The sequence below is a fragment of the Pseudomonas sp. FBCC-B545 genome (genome assembly GCF_059134095.1).
Window position 1 is genome coordinate 1,897,515 of the sequence record NZ_CP101441.1, and the last position, 19,461, is coordinate 1,916,975.

Annotated in this window: 7 protein-coding genes; 4 read left to right on the forward strand and 3 right to left on the reverse strand. The window is 63.8% G+C overall.

The genetic code is table 11. From position 1 onward, the window contains the following. Positions 1 to 55: 55 nt before the first annotated feature. Positions 56 to 12,952 (forward strand): non-ribosomal peptide synthetase, encoded by a 12,897-nt coding sequence (locus NMB39_RS08875; RefSeq protein ID WP_494339399.1) that lies wholly within the window; start codon positions 56 to 58, stop codon positions 12,950 to 12,952. A gap of 115 nt (positions 12,953 to 13,067) precedes the next feature. Here the strand turns inward: NMB39_RS08875 and dsbG are convergent, their stop codons facing one another. From dsbG to dsbD, 3 genes are read right to left on the reverse strand one after another with little or no spacing between them, the layout of a single operon-like run. Continuing rightward, positions 13,068 to 13,844, reverse strand: a complete 777-nt coding sequence (gene dsbG / locus NMB39_RS08880) for a thiol:disulfide interchange protein DsbG (RefSeq protein ID WP_057022999.1) — start codon at positions 13,842 to 13,844, stop codon at positions 13,068 to 13,070. Next, positions 13,820 to 14,665: a prolipoprotein diacylglyceryl transferase family protein gene (locus tag NMB39_RS08885; RefSeq protein WP_367236093.1), complete on the reverse strand. Its 846-nt coding sequence runs from the start codon at positions 14,663 to 14,665 to the stop codon at positions 13,820 to 13,822. The genes dsbG and NMB39_RS08885 overlap by 25 nt, the downstream gene beginning before the upstream one ends. Further along, positions 14,665 to 16,392 (reverse strand): protein-disulfide reductase DsbD, encoded by a 1,728-nt coding sequence (gene dsbD / locus NMB39_RS08890; RefSeq protein WP_198719147.1) that lies wholly within the window; start codon positions 16,390 to 16,392, stop codon positions 14,665 to 14,667. The genes NMB39_RS08885 and dsbD overlap by 1 nt, the downstream gene beginning before the upstream one ends. Positions 16,393 to 16,569: 177 nt before the next feature. Between dsbD and NMB39_RS08895 the strand changes: the two genes are divergently transcribed. The 3 genes from NMB39_RS08895 to NMB39_RS08905 all read left to right on the forward strand — a co-directional run bounded on the left by NMB39_RS08895 (position 16,570) and on the right by NMB39_RS08905 (position 19,461). Further along, the gene (locus NMB39_RS08895) at positions 16,570 to 17,250 is read left to right on the forward strand and encodes a response regulator (protein WP_057022996.1); all 681 of its coding nucleotides are present in this window, start codon (positions 16,570 to 16,572) and stop codon (positions 17,248 to 17,250) included. Next, a complete protein-coding gene (locus tag NMB39_RS08900; protein ID WP_057022995.1) occupies positions 17,250 to 18,569 on the forward strand; it encodes a sensor histidine kinase in 1,320 nt (439 codons plus the stop codon). Before NMB39_RS08895 ends, NMB39_RS08900 begins: the two co-directional genes overlap by 1 nt. 124 nt (positions 18,570 to 18,693) lie before the next feature. Beyond that, positions 18,694 to 19,461: an N-acetylmuramoyl-L-alanine amidase gene (locus NMB39_RS08905; protein WP_494339398.1), complete on the forward strand. Its 768-nt coding sequence runs from the start codon at positions 18,694 to 18,696 to the stop codon at positions 19,459 to 19,461.

Sequence of the window (19,461 nt, forward strand, 5' to 3'; positions counted from 1 at the left end):
TGTTGATTTTCAAGTAAGCCGAATTTCCCGTAAGCCGATTTCAGGCAGGAACCCCATGATGGACGCCTTCGAACTCCCCCGCACTTTGGTCCAGTCCCTTCAACGCCGTGCTGCGCAGACACCGGACCAGGTGGCTCTGCGATTCCTGGCCGAGTCGGCCGAGCAGAGCATGGTGCTCTGCTACCGTGACCTGGACCTGCGCGCCCGCACCATCGCCGCCGCCTTGCAAGCCAAGGCCGGCCCGGGCGAGCGTGCGGTGCTGTTGTTCCCCAGCGGCCCGGACTACGTCGCGGCGTTTTTTGGTTGCCTGTACGCCGGGGTGATCGCGGTGCCGGCTTATCCGCCGGAGTCTACGCGCCGTCATCACCAGGAGCGTTTGCTGTCGATCATCCAGGACGCCGAGCCGCGCCTGCTATTGACCATTGCCAGCCTCAGCGAAGGCCTGGCGCAGATCGAAAACGCACCGCCAGTATTGAGCGTCGACAGCCTGGATGCACAGCAGGCCGAGCATTGGCTCGAGCCCGGGCTGCAAGCTGACGACATCGCTTTCCTGCAATACACCTCCGGCTCTACCGCCTTGCCCAAGGGCGTGCAGGTCAGCCATGGCAACCTGGTCGCCAACGAAGTATTGATCCGACGTGGTTTCGGCATCGACCTCAACCCTGATGACGTGATCGTCAGCTGGCTGCCGCTCTACCACGACATGGGCCTGATCGGCGGCCTGCTGCAACCCATTTTCAGTGGCGTGCCCTGCGTGTTGATGTCGCCGGCCTACTTCCTCGGCCGTCCATCACGTTGGCTGGAAGCGATCAGCGAATACGGCGGCACCATCAGCGGCGGCCCGGATTTCGCCTACCGCCTGTGCAGCGAACGGGTCAGTGAATCGGCCCTGGAGCGCCTGGACTTGAGTCGCTGGCGCGTGGCCTATTCCGGCTCAGAGCCGATTCGCCTCGACACCCTGGAACGCTTCGCGGAAAAATTCGCCCCCTGTGGTTTCACCTCGAACAGTTTCTTTGCCTCCTACGGCCTGGCCGAAGCGACCCTGTTTGTCGCCGGCGGCGCTCGTGGCCGCGGCATCCCCGCGCTGCGCATGGATGAACAGGCCCTGGCCGCCAACCGCGCCGAACCCGGGCAGGGCAGTGCGATCATGAGTTGCGGCACCAGCCAGCCGGACCACGCCGTGCTGATCGTCGATCCTCATACCCTGACAGAGCTTGCCGACAACCACGTCGGTGAACTCTGGGCAACGGGCCCGAGCATCGCCCACGGCTACTGGCGCAACCCCGAAGCCAGCGCCAGGACCTTCGTCCAGCACGCCGGCCGCACCTGGCTGCGTACCGGTGACCTGGGGTTTATCCGCGACGGCGAGGTGTACATCACCGGTCGCCTCAAAGACCTGCTGATCGTGCGTGGCCACAACCTCTACCCCCAGGACATCGAACAGACCATCGAGCGCGAAGTGGAAGTGGTGCGCAAGGGCCGGGTTGCTGCCTTTGCGGTGAATGACCAGGGCGTGGAAGGCATCGGCATTGCGGCGGAAATCAGCCGCAGCGTGCAGAAAATCCTGTCACCCGATGCGCTGATCAAGACGATCCGTCAAGCCGTGGCCGAGGCTTATCAAGAAGCCCCGAGCGTGGTGGTGTTGCTCAATCCCGGTGCGTTGCCAAAGACCTCCAGCGGCAAGGTGCAGCGCTCGGCGTGCGCGATTCGCCACGCCGAGGGCAGCCTCGACAGCTACGCGCAATTCCCCGGCTTGCCAACGCAGGCGAGCGAGGTGGCGTTGGAGTCTGACCTGCACAACCAGATCGCGGCGATCTGGTGTGAGCAACTGCAACTGACCAGCGTGGCCGCCGAGGATCACTTCTTCCTGCTTGGCGGCAACTCCATCACCGCCACCCAGGTGGTCGCCCGCCTGCGCGAAACCCTGAGCCTGGAGCTGAACCTGCGCCTGCTGTTCGAAGCCCCGACGTTGTCGGCGTTTGCCGCCGGCGTGGCGCAACTGCAACAGGACGGCGGCGTTGCCCAGGGCGCGATCCATGCGCTGTCGCGCCACGAAGACCTGCCCCAATCCCTGGCCCAGAACCGCCTGTGGATCACCTGGCAACTGGACCCGCACAGCAGCGCCTACACCATTCCCGGCGCCTTGCACCTGCGCGGCGAACTGGATGAAGACGCGCTGCGCACAAGCTTCCAGCACTTGATCCAGCGCCACGAAGCGCTGCGTACGCGTTTTTACGAACGTGATGGGCAAGCCTTCCAGCGTGTAGAACCGCAGGTGGATTTCGCGCTGCAAGTCATCGACCTCAGCGACCTGCCCCACGCCGAGCGCGACGCCCGTGCGCAACAGATCCGCGAAGACGAGGCGCGTACCCAGTTCGACCTGGAAAAAGGCCCGCTGCTGTGGGTCACCCTGGTGCGCCTGGACGATGAAGACCACCAACTGCTGGTGACGCTGCACCACATCATCGCTGACGGCTGGTCGCTGAATATCCTGATCGACGAATTCTCACGGCTGTACGCCGCAGCCGTCCAAGGCCAGAGCCTGGAGCTTGCGCCGTTGACCTTGCACTACGCCGACTACGGCAGTTGGCAGCGCCAATGGTTGGCCGAAGGCGAGGGCCAGCGACAACTGGCGTATTGGAAAACACAGTTGGGTGAAGAGCATCCCGCCCTGAGCCTGGCCACTGATCACCCGCGTTCTGCCCAGCATCGGCACAGTGCTTCGCGCCATAGCGTGCGCCTGGATGCACGCCTCAGCGCCGCGATTCGCCAGACCGCCCAGGCCCACGAGTCGACGCCGTTCATGCTGTTGTTGGCGGCGTTCCAGACTTTGCTATATCGCTACAGCGGGCAGCACGATATCCGTATCGGCGTGCCCAATGCCAACCGCCCGCGGCAGGAAACCCAGGGCCTGATCGGGTTCTTTATCAACACCCTGGTGCTGCGTGCCGAACTGGATGGGCGCCTGCCGTTCAACCAGCTGTTGGCGACCACCCGCGAGACGGCAATGGCCGCCCAGGCCCATCAGGACCTGCCTTTCGAACAACTGCTGGAAGCCTTCCCCCAGGCCCGCGAACAGGGCCTGTTCCAGGTGATGTTCAACCACCAGCAACGTGACCTCAGCGCCTTGCGCCGCCTGCCGGGCCTGCTCGCCGATGAACTGCCATGGCACAGCCGCGAAGCCAAGTTCGACCTGCAATTGCACAGCGAAGAAGACCGCAGCGGGCGCTTGAGCCTGTCGTTCGACTACGCCGACGAGCTGTTCGAGGCCGCGACCATCCAGCGCCTGGCCGAGCATTTCATCCACCTGCTGCAAGCCGTGTGCGCGCAACCCCAGCAAGCCCTCGGCGACCTGCCGTTGATGCTGGCCGACAAACAGCACGCCTGGAGCGCAGCACCTTGTGAGCCGGCCCGGCAATGGTTGCCCGAGCTGCTCAACCAACAGGTCTCGAATGCCACCGCACTGGTCTGGCAGGATGGCAGCCTGACCTTTGCCCAGCTGCATACCCAGGCCAATCGCCTGGCCCATTACTTGCGCGACAAGGGCGTCGGCCCGGACGTGTGCGTGGCCATCGCCGCCGAGCGTTCGCCGCAACTGCTGGTCGGCCTGCTGGCCATCATCAAGGCCGGTGGCGCCTATGTGCCGCTGGACCCGGATTACCCCGCCGAGCGCCTGGCCTACATGCTCAAGGACAGCGGCGTGCACCTGCTGCTGACCCAGACAGCGTTGCTGGCGCAGTTGCCGACTGCCGAAGGCGTGTGCGTGATCGCCATGGACAGTCTGCACCTCGACAGCTGGCCAACCCAGGCACCGGGCCTGCACCTGCACGGCGATAACCTTGCCTACGTGATCTATACCTCCGGTTCCACCGGCCAACCCAAGGGCGTGGGCAACACCCATGGCGCGCTGGCCGAACGTTTGCAGTGGATGCAGGCCACTTACCAATTGAATGAAACCGATGTGCTGATGCAAAAGGCGCCGATCAGTTTCGACGTGTCGGTGTGGGAGTGCTTCTGGCCGCTGATCACCGGTTGCCGCCTGGTGCTGGCAGGGCCGGGTGAGCATCGCGACCCGCACCGCATCGCGCAGTTGGTGCAGGAACATGGCGTGACCACGCTGCACTTCGTGCCGCCGCTGTTGCAGGTGTTTATCGACGAGCCGTTGGTGGCCGAATGTACCAGCCTGCGCCGCCTGTTCTCCGGTGGCGAAGCCTTGCCCGCCGAGTTGCGTAATCGCGTCCTGGCCCAGCTGCCTGCGGTGCAATTGCATAACCGTTATGGCCCCACCGAGACGGCGATCAACGTCACCCATTGGCATTGCACCGCCGCCGATGGCGAGCGCTCGCCGATTGGTCGGCCCTTGGGCAATGTGATCTGCTGCGTGCTCGACGAGCAGCTCAACCCGTTGCCGGCCGGTGTGCCGGGCGAGTTGTGCATCGGCGGCATCGGCCTGGCCCGCGGTTACCTTGGCCGTGCCGGCTTGACCGCTGAACGCTTTGTCGCGGACCCCTTGGGCGCGGCGGGCACACGCCTGTATCGCACCGGTGACCGTGCGCGCTGGAATGCCGATGGCGTACTTGAATACCTCGGGCGTCTGGATCAGCAGGTCAAACTGCGTGGTTTCCGTGTGGAGCCAGAAGAAATCGAAGCGCGGCTGCTGGCCCTCGATGGCATCGCCCAAGCTGTGGTGCTGGTACGCGATGCGCAGTTGATCGGTTACTACACTGCCCACAACGAACTGGACGAACAGCAAGTCAGGACCACCCTGGCCGCCGAGTTGCCGGAGTACATGGTGCCGGCGCTGCTGATGCGCCTGGACGCCATGCCGCTGAGCCCGAGCGGCAAGCTTGACCGCCGCGCCTTGCCGGAGCCGGCCTGGCAAACCCGCGAGCACGTCGAACCGCACACAGCGTTGCAGCTGCAAATCGCCGCGATCTGGCGCGAAGTGCTTGGCCTGCCACGTATCGGCCTGGGCGATGACTTCTTCGCCTTGGGCGGGCACTCGTTGCTGGCCACGCAAATCATCTCGCGCACCCGCCAGGCGTGTGACGTCGAGCTGCCGTTGCGCACCCTGTTCGAAGCCAGCGAGTTGGGCGCTTTTGTCGAGCAGGTGGAGTTGATCCAGGCGGCGGGCCAACGCAACCAACAGACGGCAATCGCCAAGGTCGACCGCGGCGCGCCGGTGCCGTTGTCCTATTCTCAGCAGCGCATGTGGTTCCTCTGGCAGATGGAGCCCGACAGCCCGGCCTACAACGTCGGCGGCATGGCGCGCCTGCGCGGCGTGCTGGATGTGCAACGTTTTGAGGCGGCGTTGCAGGCATTGATCATGCGGCACGAGACCCTGCGTACCACCTTCCCGAGCGTCGACGGCGTGGCATACCAGAAGGTTTCGCCGCAGACCGCTGTACGCATGGACTGGCAGGACTTCTCGGCGTTGAACGAAACCGAGCGCCAACAGCGTTTGCAGCAACTGGCGGATCAAGAAGCCCACACGCCGTTCAACCTGGAAACCGGGCCGCTGTTGCGGGCCTGCCTGGTCAAGGCCGGCGAGCAGGAACACTACCTGGTGCTGACCCTGCACCATATTGTCACCGAAGGCTGGGCCATGGACATCTTTGCCCGTGAACTCAGCGCCTTGTACGAAGCTTTTATCGACGAGCGCGACTCGCCGCTGGCACCTTTGCCGGTGCAGTATCTCGACTACAGCGTGTGGCAGCGCCAGTGGCTGGAGTCCGGCGAGCGCCAACGCCAGCTGGATTACTGGACCGCGCAACTGGGCACTGAACACCCGTTGCTGGAGCTGCCAGGCGACCGCCCAAGGCCAGCGGTACAAAGCCACCAGGGCGAGCTGTATCGCTTCGACCTGAGTGATGAGTTGGCCGCCCGTGTACGCGCCTTCAATGCCGAACGCGGCCTGACCTTATTCATGACCATGACCGCGACCCTGGCCGTGTTGCTCTACCGCTACAGCGGCCAGACCGACCTGCGCATCGGCGCCCCGGTGGCGAATCGCATTCGCCCGGAAAGCGAAGGGCTGATCGGCGCGTTCCTCAATACCCAGGTGCTGCGTTGCCAGCTCAATGGGCAGATGAGTGTCGCCGAACTGTTCGAGCAAGTGCGCCATACCGTGATCGAGGGCCAGTCCCATCAGGACCTGCCGTTCGACCATCTGGTCGAAGCCCTGCAACCGCCGCGCAGCGCGGCGTACAACCCGTTGTTCCAGGTGATGTGCAACGTGCAGCGCTGGGAGTTCCAGCAGCGCCGCCAACTGGCGGGCATGACCGTCGAGTACCTGGCCAACGATGCGCGGGCGACCAAGTTCGACCTCAACCTGGAAGTCACCGACCTCGACCACCGCCTGGGTTGTTGCCTGACCTACAGCACCGACCTGTTCGACGAGCCACGCATTGCGCGCATGGCCGAGCATTGGCGCAACCTGTTGCAAGCCTTGATCGCCAACCCGCAGCAGCGTCTGAGCGAATTGCCGTTGCTGAGCGCAGATGAACAGCGCGCATTGCAAGACAGCCTGGGCGTGGAGAAGGGCGAACATCGCCTCGACCAGTGCATCCATCAGTTGTTCAGCCAGCAGGCCAGCCAGCGGGCCGATGCGCCAGCGCTGACCTTTGCCGGGGTGACTCTGAGTTACGCTGAACTGGACGCCCGCGCCAACCGCCTGGCCTGGATGCTGCGCGAACGCGGCGTGGGCCCGCAGGTGCGTGTCGGCCTGGCGCTGCCGCGCTCGCTGGAAATGGTCATTGGCCTGCTGGCGATCCTCAAGGCCGGTGGCGCCTATGTGCCACTGGATCCGGAATACCCGCTGGACCGCCTGCACTACATGATCGAGGACAGCGGCATCGGCCTGCTGCTCAGTGATGCGGCGATGTTCGAAGCCCTCGGCGAATTGCCGGCGACGGTGGCGTGCTGGTGCCTGGAAGATGACCTGCCGGTGCTGGCGAATTACCCGGCCGACGCGCTGCCCTTTGTCAGCCTGCCACAACATCAGGCGTACCTGATCTACACCTCGGGCTCCACCGGCAAGCCCAAGGGCGTGGTGGTATCCCACGGTGAAATCGCCATGCATTGCCAGGCGGTGATCGAGCGGTTTGGCATGCGTGCCGATGACTGCGAACTGCACTTCTATTCAATCAACTTCGATGCCGCCACCGAGCGTTTGCTGGTGCCGCTGCTCAGTGGTGCACAGGTGGTGCTGCGCGCCCAGGGGCAGTGGGATGCCGAAGAGATCTGCGCATTGATTCGCACCCATCGCATCACTATCCTCGGCTTCACTCCCAGCTACGGCAGCCAGTTGGCCCAGTGGCTGGCGACTCAGCGGCAGACCTTGCCGGTGCGCATGTGCATCACCGGTGGCGAGGCATTGACCGGGGAGCACCTGCAGCGCATCCGGGCGGCGTTCATGCCCGAGGTGTTTTTCAACGCCTATGGCCCGACCGAAACGGTGGTGATGCCCTTGGCCAGCCTGGCGCCGCAGCAGTTGGAGGAGGGCGCCGGCAGCGTGCCGATTGGCAGCATCATCGGTGCGCGCGTGGCCTACATTCTCGACGCCGACCTGGCGCTGGTGCCCCAAGGCGCCAGTGGTGAGTTGTATATCGGCGGCGCCGGCCTGGCCCAGGGTTATCACCGCCGCCCGGGAATGACGGCGGAGCGCTTTGTCGCCGACCCGTTTGCCGCCAATGGCGGGCGTCTGTACCGCACCGGCGACCTGGTGCGCCAACGCGCCGATGGCCTGGTGGAATACTTGGGGCGCATCGACCATCAGGTGAAGATCCGCGGTTTCCGCATCGAGCTGGGCGAGATCGAAACGCGCCTGCTGGAACATCCCGCCGTGCGCGAGGCGGTAGTGCTGGCGCTGGATGCGCCAAGTGGCAAGCAACTGGTGGCCTACCTGGTCAGCGACGCCGAACACGACGCGCTGCGCGAAGCGCTGAAGGCCCACCTCAAGGCGCAACTGCCGGACTATATGGTGCCGGCGCATTTGATCGTGCTGGACAGCATGCCGCTGACCGCCAACGGCAAGCTCGACCGCCGCGCCTTGCCTGAGCCGGATCCGCAGGCCAATCGTCAACACTACGTGGCACCACGCAACGCGCTTGAAAGCACCCTGGCGGCGATCTGGTGCGCGGTGTTGAACGTGCAGCAAGTCGGCCTCGACGATAACTTCTTTGAGCTGGGCGGCGACTCGATCCTGTCGATCCAGGTGGTCAGCCGTGCGCGCCAGGCCGGCATTCACTTCAGCCCCCGCGACCTGTTCCAGCACCAGACCGTACAGACCCTGGCGGCCGTCGCCACCCGTTCGGAGCAGGTCACCGCCGAGCAAGGTGTATTGACCGGCAGCTCCGGGCTTACGCCGATCCAGCACTGGTTTTTCGACACTGACATACCGGTACGCCAGCACTGGAACCAGGCGTTGGTGCTCAAGCCGCTGCAACTGCTCGACCCCCATCGCCTGGAGCAAGCCGTGCTGGCGGTGCTGGAACATCACGACGCGCTGCGCCTGAGCTTCAGCCAGCGCGACGCGCAGTGGCACGCCGAACATCTGGCCGTGCCGGAAGGTGGCGTGCTGATGCAGGCCCAGGTGGGTGATATGCAACAGTGCACTGCACTGTTCACCGACACCCAGCGCAGCCTCCACTTGGAGCGCGGGCCGCTGTTGCGCGCCTTGCTGGTGGACGGTCCACAAGGTCAGCAGCGCTTGCTGATCGCGATTCATCACTTGGTGGTGGACGGCGTGTCGTGGCGTGTGTTGCTTGAAGACCTGCAAAACGTCTATCGCCAACTCAGTGAAGGCCAGTCTGTCAGCCTGCCGGTCAAGACCAGCGCGTTGCGCGATTGGGCGGCGCGCTTGCAGGCCTATGCCCATAGCGAGTCCCTGCGCGAAGAGTTGAGCGTATGGCAGGCGCAGTTGGCCGGCCCGGCCGTGGCCTTGCCGGTGCAGCGTCCGCATGGAGCATTACGCAATTGCGTTGCCGAAACCGTCAGCGTGCGCCTGGATGCCGAACACACCCGCCAGTTGCTGCAAGAGGCACCGAGCGCCTATCGCACCCAGGTCAACGACCTGCTGTTGACCGCCCTGGCCCGCGTGCTCTGCCGCTGGAGCGGGCACGACTCGGCATTGATCCAGCTGGAAGGCCATGGTCGCGAGGCCTTGTTCGATGACATCGACCTGACCCGCAGCGTTGGCTGGTTCACCAGTGCCTATCCGTTGCGCCTGACACCGCAGGCCGGGCAGGGCGACTCGATTAAGGCGATCAAGGAGCAACTGCGCGCCCTGCCGCACAAAGGCTTGGGCTATGGCGTGCTGCGCTACCTGGCCGATGACCTGTGCAAACAGAACATGGCCGCACTGCCGAGCGCGTCGATTACCTTCAACTATCTTGGCCAGTTCGACCAGAGCTTTGGCTCCGACGCGCTGTTCCACCCGCTGGAGGAGTCCGCCGGCCTGGCCCATGATCCGGATGCGCCGCTGCCCAATGAGTTGAGCGTCGACGGCCAGGTGTTTGGCGGTGAGCTGGTGCTGCGTTGGACCTTCAGCCGTGAGCGTCATGATCAACAAGTAATTCGCGATCTGGCCGAGGCTTACCTGGCCGAATTGCATAGCCTGATCGCCCATTGCCTGCGGGATGATGCCGGCGGCCTCACGCCGTCGGACTTCCCCCTGGCGCGCCTGACCCAGGCGCAACTGGATGCCTTGCCGGTGCCGGCCAGCGCCATCGAAGACGTCTACCCGCTGACCCCGATGCAGGAGGGCCTGCTGCTGCACACCCTGCTGGAACCGGGCACCGGCCTGTATTACATGCAGGACCGCTACCGCATCAACAGCGCCCTGGACCCCGAGCGTTTTGCCCAGGCCTGGCAAGCGGTGATCGCCCGGCATGAAGCCTTGCGCGCATCGTTCTGCTGGAACGTCGGCGAAGACATGCTGCAGGTGATCCACAAACCCGGCAGCACGCCGATTGAGTACCTGGACTGGAGCGCCGACCCCGAGGCCGAGCAGGAGCCGCGCCTGCAAGCGCTGCTCAAGGCCGAGCGCGAAGCCGGTTTCGACCTGCTCAACCAGGCGCCTTTCCACCTGCGCCTGATCCGTGTGGGCGAGGCGCGCTACTGGTTCATGATGAGCAACCACCACATCCTGATCGATGCCTGGTGCCGTTCGCTGCTGATGAATGACTTCTTCGATATCTACATGGCCCTGGGCGAGGGCCGCGACGCGCAACTGGCGACGCCGCCGCGCTACCGCGACTACATTGCCTGGCTGCAACGCCAGGACCTGGATGAGGCGCGCCAATGGTGGCAGCACAACCTGCAAGGTTTCGAGCGCACCACACCGATCCCGAGCGACCGCCCGTTCCTGCGCGAACATGCCGGTGGCAGCGGCGGCATGGTGGTGGGTGATTGCTACACCCGTCTTGATGCCTGTGACGGTGCGCAATTGCGTGAATTGGCCCAGGCCCACCAGCTCACCGTCAACACCTTCGCCCAGGCGGCCTGGGCCTTGGTGCTGCGGCGTTTGAGCGGCGAGCGTGACGTGCTGTTCGGCGTCACCGTGGCCGGGCGCCCGGTAGACATGCCGCAGATGCAACGCACCGTCGGCCTGTTTATCAACAGCATCGCGTTGCGGGTGAAGCTGCCTGAGGATGACCAGCGTTGCAGCGTGCGCCAGTGGTTGAACGGCTTGCTCGACAGCAACATGCAGCTGCGCGAGTACGAATACCTGCCGCTGGTGACTATCCAGGAACACAGCGAATTGCCCAAGGGCCAGCCGTTGTTCGACAGCCTGTTCGTGTTCGAGAACGCGCCGGTGGAAGTTTCGGTGCTGGACCGTGCGCAGAGCCTGAATGCTACGTCCGATTCCGGGCGTACCCACACCAACTTCCCGCTGACTGCCGTGTGTTATCCGGGCGATGACCTCGGCTTACACCTGTCTTATGACCAGCGCTATTTCGACGAAAGCACCGTGCAAGGCATGCTCGGCGAATTCAAGCGCCTGCTGCTGGCGCTGATGCAGGGCTTCCATGGCGACATGGCCGAGCTGGCGCTGATTGGCGAGCAGGAGCGTGAATTCCTCGTGGACGGCTGCAACCAGAGCGAGCGTAGCTATCCGCTGGAACGCAGCTACGTTGAGTTGTTCGAAGAACAGGTGGCGCAACATCCGCAGCGTATCGCCGCCAACTGCCTCGGCCAGCAATGGAGCTACGACGAGCTGAACCGCCGCAGTAACGGCCTGGGCCACGCGCTGATCGCGGCGGGTGTCGGCCTGGATCAACCGGTGGCGTTGCTGGCTGAACGTAACCTCGACCTGTTGGGCATGATCATCGGCAGCTTCAAGGCCGGTGCCGGCTATTTGCCGCTGGATCCGGGTCTGCCAAGCCAGCGTTTGAGCCGCATCATTGACCTGAGTCGCACGCCGTTGCTGGTCTGTACCCAGGCGTGCCGCGAACAGGCCATCGAGTTGCTCGAAGGTGTCGATTGCCAGTTGCTGGTGTGGGAGGAAGTGCCTGCCCGTGGTGAGAACCCAGGTGTCTACAGCGGTCCGGACAACCTCGCCTACGTGATCTACACCTCGGGCTCTACCGGTTTGCCCAAGGGCGTGATGGTCGAACAGCGCGGCATGCTCAATAACCAGTTGAGCAAGGTGCCGTACCTGGATCTGACTGATGCGGACGTGATCGCCCAAACGGCCTCGCAAAGCTTCGACATTTCCGTCTGGCAGTTCCTCACCGCGCCGTTGTTCGGTGCGCGGGTAGATATTGTGCCGAACGCCATTGCCCATGATCCGCAAGGTTTGTTGGAACACGTTCAAGCCCACGGCATCACGGTGCTGGAGAGTGTGCCGTCGCTGATCCAGGGCATGCAGGCCCAGGAGCACATCAGCCTCGACGGCCTGCGCTGGATGCTGCCGACAGGGGAGGCCATGCCGCCGGAGTTGGCCCATCAGTGGCTGTTGCGCTATCCGGATATAGGTTTGGTCAATGCCTACGGCCCGGCGGAATGCTCGGACGATGTGGCGTTCTTTCGCGTCGACCTGGCCTCGACCCGTGGCACTTACCTGCCGATTGGTACGCCGACCGACAACAACCGGTTGTACCTGCTTGATGGTGCACTGGAGTTGGTGCCCCAGGGCGCGGTCGGTGAATTGTGCGTTGCCGGCACCGGCGTCGGTCGCGGCTACGTCAGCGATCCGCTGCGCACCGCCCAGGCCTTTGTGCCCAACCCATTTGGTGCGCCGGGCGAGCGTCTCTACCGCACCGGCGACCTGGCACGGCGTCGCAGTGACGGTGTGCTGGAGTACGTCGGGCGTATCGACCATCAGGTGAAGATTCGCGGCTACCGCATCGAACTTGGTGAAATCGAAGCGCGTCTGCACGAACAGCCCGAAGTGCGCGATGCGGCGGTAGGGGTGCAAGAGGGCGTCAATGGCAAGCATCTGGTCGGCTACCTGGTGGCCGCCGACGCAACGCTCAACCCGAGCGAGCGCCTGGACCGCATCAAGCAACGCCTGCGGGCCGAACTGCCGGAATACATGGTGCCTCTGCACTGGCTCTGGCTTGAACGCCTGCCGCTCAACGCCAACGGCAAACTCGACCGCAAGGCCCTGCCGGCCCTGGACATCGGCCAGTTGCACAGCCAGGACTACCTGGCGCCGCGCAATGAACTGGAAACCACCCTGGCCGGGATCTGGGCCGAGGTGTTGAAGGTTGAGCGGGTTGGGGTACAGGACAACTTCTTCGAACTGGGCGGGCACTCGTTGCTGGCTACGCAGATCGCCTCGCGGGTGCAGAAAAACCTGCAGCGCGATGTGCCGCTGCGGGCGATGTTCGAATGCAGCACGGTGGCGGAATTGGCCGAGTATATCGACGGGTTGGCGGGCAACGAGATCAGTGCCGAGAAGGTGGATCGGTTGAGTGATTTGATGGCGGAGTTGGAGGGGCTTTAATCTTCGTTGTCTGCTAGGGCCTCATCGCAGGCAAGCCAGCTCCCGCCTTTTGAGTTGTGAATACATTCAACTGTGGGAGCTGGCTTGCCTGCGATGGCGCCCGCAAGGGTGCCGCTTATTTTGGCCCCAAAATCTTCACCAACTTATCCGGCGACGGCGCCCCCTGCTGCTGCTGCAACCCGCCTTTATCATCCAGATAGAAAATCGCCGGCGTCGCCGACAACTCCAGTTCGTCCATCAACTTCATATTGGCATCGAGCTTGGCCTCGACGTCAGCCGGGATCTTCTCCAGCGCCTTGAGCTGGCTGCCCTTGCCGGCGGCTTCGTGTTCCTGCAAGGCCTTTTGCGGGTCCTTGGCGGCGAGCAGGGCCGCGGACTTGCCTGGGCTGTCTTCGCGGATGATGCCGACCATGATATGGCGCAACTGCACCTTGCCGGCCTTGACCCACGGGCGGGCCTGTTCCCAGAACATGTTGCAGTAGGGGCAGTTGGGGTCGCTGAACAGGTAGACGATACGTGGTGCGTTTTTATCGCCGTCCTGGATCCAGCTGCTTTTTTCCATCTTGGCCCAGACTTCCTTGGCCATCGGCGCGTACACCAGTTTTTCCAGGGGCGCGCTGCTCAGGTCATTGCCTTGGGCATCGTAGAGGTTGCCGGCGATGACGTTCTTGCCGTCGGCCGTCAGGTACAGGGCCATGCCACGGTTCTGGTACTGGGCAGCGTAGCCGGTGAGGCCGCTGGGGGCGTCGAATTTGCCGAGGATCTTGGCGCCCTTGGCTTCGATCTGCTTGATCGGTGCTGGCCAGTCTTCGGCCTGGGCCAGGGTGACGGTTGCGCTGAGTGACAAGAAGGTCAAAGGCAGCAGGGTCAGCAGGTGGCGGAGGCGAGGCATGTCGGTTTCCTTGTCTGGGTGTTGTCGAAGGGTTCCATGGCACGGGCCAGGCTGGCATCGGAGAGTTCGCCCAGGTGGCTGTTGATCAGGCGCCCATCGGCTTGGTAGAACAGCGTGGTCGGCAGGGCCATGGAGCCCACGGCCTGGCCGAGGCGGCCGCTGGCGTCGAACAGCACGTTGTCGAGGTTCAGGCCTTGGGTGGCCAGGTAGGTGCTGACGCTTTGCATGCTTTCGGCCTGGTTGACGAACAGGAAGGTCACGTCGGGGCGCATGCGCTGGGCGTTTTCCAGCACCGGCATTTCGCGGCGGCACGGCGGGCACCAGGTGGCCCACAGGTTGATCACCAACGGGCCGCCCTGGTAATCCGCCAATTGCACTACCTCGCCATTGGCATTGCGCAGGGTGATGTCCGGCAGGCGCGTGCCTTTTTCGTAGACGCTGAGGGACAGGCTGGTCATGCCCCAGAACAGCAGGCCAGTGACCACTCCGGCGCTGAGGGGCTTGCGCAGGGCCGGGCGGCGCCAGCCGTAGACCAGCGAGCCGAGGATCAGCGTGATGATCCCGGGCCAGGCAAGAAAGCCACCGTCACGCAGGTCGACCATTTCTACCCAATCGTCGCTGTAATAACTCCAGTACATCAGCACAAAGCTGATGCGGGCGGCGAGCATGCCCAGCAGGAACAGGCTGAACAGCACCGACTCCGGGTTCTCACCACCACGCTTGGCCACCCGCCAGCCCACCAGGGTGGCGAGTATCAACGCGCTGATCAGCAGCAGGTGATTCAGGGCGATGGCGAAGGTGCCGATGGTGAAGGTCAGCATCAGAGGGCGTCCCGCGTCTGGGTCCAGCGTTGCAGGAAGGTGGCGGCATCCACTTCGCCGGTGATGCGTTGGGCACGGCGTTCTTCACCGTCCGGGCCGATCCACACGAAACTCGGTGGCCCCGGCACTTTATAGCGGCCCAGCAGCTCGCGGCTGGCGGCGTTGTCGGCGGTGACGTCCAGGCGCAGCAGGCGCACGTCCTTGAGCGCGGCCATCACCTCAGGTTTGCCGAATACCTGTTTCTCCATGATCTTGCACGACACGCACCAATCGGCGTAGTAGTCCAGCAATACCCATTGGCCCTGTGCCTTGGCACTCTCGAGCTGGCTTTGCAGAGCGGCCGGGTCGTTGATGGTGGTGAACGCATCGTGGGCGCTCGGGGCACTGGCGACCCGTGAGCCGCTGTAGACCTTCAACGGTTGCCACAGCTCATCGCTGCCACCGGCCGCGCCTACCACCAGTACTGCGCCCCACAGGCCCAGTACCAGGGAGCCTGCGCCACACACCTTGGCTGCCAGGCCGGACTCACGGGCCAGCGTCCAGCCGCAATAAGCCATTACCAGGGCCAAGGCACCCCACAGGCCGATCCACAGGCTGTCGCCGACCACCGGGCGAATCATCAGCACGGCCGTGCCCAGGAACAGGAAGCCGAAGATGCCCTTGAGCACGTTCATCCAGGTGCCCGGCTTGGGCAGGAAGCGATTGCCCACGGTGACCAGCAACAACAGCGGAATGCCGATACCGATACCCATGGCGAACAGGATCAGCCCACCGTGCAGCGCATTGCCGCTCTGGGCGATATACAGCAGGGCGCCGGCCAGGGGCGCAGTCATGCAGGGGCCCACCAGCAAGCCGGACAATGCGCCGAGAATGCCGGCACCCACCAGGCTGCCACCGCTTTGCTGGCGGCTGACGTTGTCGAGGCGGTCACGCAGGAAAGCGGGCAGTTGCAGTTCGAAGAAGCCGAACATCGGCAAAGCGAGGATCACGAACAGCGCGGCAAAACTGCCGAGGATCCAAGGAGTTTGCAGCAGCGCGGCGAGGTTGGCGCCGAGCAACGCGGCCATCACCCCCAGGGCCGCATACACCAGCGCCATGCACACCACGTAGCTGCCGGCCAAGGCAAAGCCGCGCCGTGGGCTGGCACCACTGCCAACCACCAGGCCGGCAAGAATCGGCAACATCGGCAGCGAGCAGGGCGCAAATGCCAGCAGTAGGCCCAGGCCGAAGAACACCAGCAGGCTCCAGCCCAGGCTGCGCTGTTGCAGGCCGCTGGCCAGGCTCTGATCCTGGGCCTGCGCGGTAGCGGCGACGGCCGGGTTGCCGCCCAGGTCCACGGTAATCGATTGCGGCGGATAACACAGGCCCGCATCGGCACAGCCCTGCCAGCCCAGCTTGACCTGGCCGGTGGCGCCGGCGGGGATCTTCACTTCCAGGCCTTGGCGATACACCTGCTGCTCGCCGAAGAACTCATCGCTATGGGCTTCACCCTGGGGCAGCACGGGTTGTTCGGCCAGGCCGTCGAACTTCATGCGCTGCTGGTACAGGTAGTAACCGTCGGCAATTTGCCAATACAGTTGGGTCTCGCCACTTTCAAGACGTTCGGAGGTAAAGGTGAAAGCTTTGCCCACCGGGAGAAAGTCGGGTTTGGTTTCGAAGGGGTTGCCCGGCGCTGCCTGGGCGAATCCCGCGAACAACACCAGCAGAAAGATAAACAGATGCCGCATGGTCAAGCCTTAGTTCGATGCAAGTGAGGCACACAATGTGTGGCGTTGATTAACCGATGATTAACCGGACGCTATTCTAGAGTGTAGGGATAATCCGATGTTGTGAACTTTGGCGGCATAATGCGCGCTTAATCCGTGCCTTTTCTAATCACCCGCATCTTTTATGAAGGGCTCAGCATGCACGTACTGGTCTGTGAAGACGACGAACTGATTGCCAGCGGTATCGTGGCCGGCCTCACCGCCCAGGGTTTTACCGTGGAGCGCGTGGCCACGGCGGCCGCTGCGCGGGCAATGCTCAAGGCGGCGGCCTTCGACATCATGGTGCTCGACCTCGGCCTGCCGGACGAAGACGGCCTCAAGCTGCTGCAACAACAGCGCAGCCAGGGCCTTGAGATCCCAGTGCTGATCCTCACGGCGCGGGACTCGGTGACCAACCGCGTCGATGGTCTGCAGGCCGGCGCCGATGACTACCTGCTCAAGCCCTTTGACCTGCGCGAACTCGCCGCCCGCCTGCAAACCCTGCTGCGCCGGGTGGCGGGGCGCAGCGTCAACCTGATCGAACATGGGCGCCTGGCCTACGACCCCAGCAGCCGTGAAACCTTCCTGGGTGGCCAGCCGGTGGACCTGTCCCGTCGCGAACAGGCGCTGTTGCAGGCGCTGCTGCACAACAAGGGCCGTGTGCTGTCCAGCGAGCAACTCAAGGACAGCGTCTACGGGTTCAGCGACGAACTGGAAAGCAATGCGCTCAATGTGCATATCCATCACCTGCGGCGCAAATTGGGCAACGGCATCGTCGAGACCGTGCGCGGCCTCGGCTATCGCCTGGGCTCGGCGGATGCTGGAGAGAACAGCAAGTGATGAGCCTGCGCCTGCGCCTGACGTTCAAGCTGGGCGCTGCTTTTGTGCTGATCTGGGTGCTGGCGGCCGCCTGGATGCTCAACGACTTGCGCAACCAGATGATGTTTTCCCTTGACCAGCGCCTGGTGGCCTCGGCGCGCATGGTTGCGGGGCTGACCGAGCAGATGCCGGGGTTGGCCAGTGTCAGCGCCGCTACGCATCTGCGCACCGAACAGCTGAATGTGCCTGGGGGTATGGCGTGCCAGGTCAGCTCCCTGCGCGGCGAGATCCTGGCGCGCAGCCACACCACGCCGGAGGAAGGGCTGGAGTCGCGCAGAAGCGGTTTTCGCGACCAGATGATCGATGGCGTGGGCTGGCGCAGTTTCACCTTGTCCCGAGGTGACTTGCTGATCACCACCGCCGACCGCCAGGTGGAGCGCGAGGCGCTGAACCTGTCGATCCTGCTCGCCGCCTCGGTGCCCGTCGGCGTAGCCTTGCTGGGTTGCCTGTGCCTGTTGTGGCTGGGTATCGGTCAAAGCCTGGTGCCGCTCAACCGCATGCGTGACGCCTTGATGCGCCGCAGTGCCGATTCCCTCGAACCGCTGCAGATCCATCCATTGCCCAGCGAACTCAAGCCGTTGCTCGACACCCAGAACCAACTGCTGCAACGCATCGCCAAGACCATTGAGCGCGAGCGCCGCCTCACCGGTGACGCCGCCCATGAGCTGCGCAGCCCGCTGACGGCGATCAAGACCCACCTGCAAGTAGCGCGCATGACCGAGGGCGCTGCCCGCGACCAGTCCCTGGCCCACGCCGAGGAAGGCGCCGACCGCTTGCATCGCACCCTGGAGCAGTTATTGCTGCTGGCGCGGGTGGAAGGCAGCCTGTCGTTTGACGACGGCTTGCAGTCCAGTGCCGAGGAAGTCGCCAGGTTGGCGATCCAGGATGCCAACGCTGGCGACAATCGTCGGATCGACCTGGTCCTGGCCCATGATCTTGCCGCCAGCCCGGTGGAGATGCCCGTGGGCCTGGCTGTCGCGGCCTTGCGCAACTTGCTGGACAACGCCTTGCGCCACACTCCGGCCGATACCCGGGTGGAGTTGAGCGTGTACAGCAGTGTTGACCAGGTGATTTTCCGCGTGCGAGACCATGGCAAGCAGATCTCCAGCGAAGACCTGCAATACCTCACCCAGCGTTTCTGGCGTAACGGCAACAGCGAAGGCTGTGGCCTGGGTTTGGCTATCGTCCAGGCGATTGTGCAGCGCTGCTCCTGCTCGTTGGCATTCGACAGCCAGCCCGATGGGCTGCGGGTTGACCTGGGCATGCCGCTGCGTCGCTGAACCGCTTTTTCACGTGCCAAATAATTACCGCCCGCCTGACATTCTAGCCTTCAGGATGGCGGTAATTTTTTGCGCTTGAACGGGCCGAATGATTCGGTCCGAAATGAAAAGGACGGCTCTTTTTATGTTGGTGATCGATACCAGTTTTCCTGCCAGGGATTTCAATGACCGCGACGGCGAAAGCGTGCGGCAGGTGATCCTGCATTACACCACCGGGCCCTTTGCCTCGGCCCTGCGCACCCTGACCCAGGGTGGAGTGAGCGCTCATTACCTGTTGCCCGACCCGGATGAGCCCAGTTACCGTGCTGCCGGTTATGAAGAGTTGCGCGTGTTCCGCCTGGTGGACGAGGGCAAGCGTGCCTGGCATGCGGGGGTGAGTCACTGGGAGGGGTGTGACAATCTCAACAGCGGGTCGATTGGCATTGAGATCGTCAACCTGGCGCGGGAGGACAAGGGCGTATTCAGTTTTCCGGCGTACCCCCAGGCTCAGGTCGATATGCTTATTGTCTTGATCCGCGACATCCTCGCACGCTATCCGCAGATTGCACCGACTGAGATTCTCGGTCACGCGGATGTGGCGTGTTGGCGTAAGAATGATCCGGGGCCGCGGTTCCCGTGGCATCGATTGCATGACGCGGGACTGGGGGCCTGGTTTGATGAGGCGACGCGCGCGATGTACCAGCGCCGGTTCAATGTCAGGCTGCCACCCGAGGTAGAAGTGGAGCGGGCTTTCCAGCGCTATGGGTATAAGCCGGCGCAGAATCGCCGGGCCTTCGAGCTGCGAACCCGGGCGTTCCAGATGCACTTTCGGGCCCAGGATTATCGCGGCGTCCTGGATGCACAGACCTGCGCGATCCTGTATGCGCTAAACGAAAAATACCGCGGAATTTGA

Coding starts and splice junctions, on each gene's coding strand:
- NMB39_RS08875 (WP_494339399.1), top strand. CDS start 56: ATGATGGACGCCTTCGAACTCCCCCGCACTTTGGTCCAGTCCCTTCAA.
- dsbG (WP_057022999.1), bottom strand. CDS start 13,844: ATGCCTCGCCTCCGCCACCTGCTGACCCTGCTGCCTTTGACCTTCTTG.
- NMB39_RS08885 (WP_367236093.1), bottom strand. CDS start 14,665: ATGCTGACCTTCACCATCGGCACCTTCGCCATCGCCCTGAATCACCTG.
- dsbD (WP_198719147.1), bottom strand. CDS start 16,392: ATGCGGCATCTGTTTATCTTTCTGCTGGTGTTGTTCGCGGGATTCGCC.
- NMB39_RS08895 (WP_057022996.1), top strand. CDS start 16,570: ATGCACGTACTGGTCTGTGAAGACGACGAACTGATTGCCAGCGGTATC.
- NMB39_RS08900 (WP_057022995.1), top strand. CDS start 17,250: ATGAGCCTGCGCCTGCGCCTGACGTTCAAGCTGGGCGCTGCTTTTGTG.
- NMB39_RS08905 (WP_494339398.1), top strand. CDS start 18,694: ATGTTGGTGATCGATACCAGTTTTCCTGCCAGGGATTTCAATGACCGC.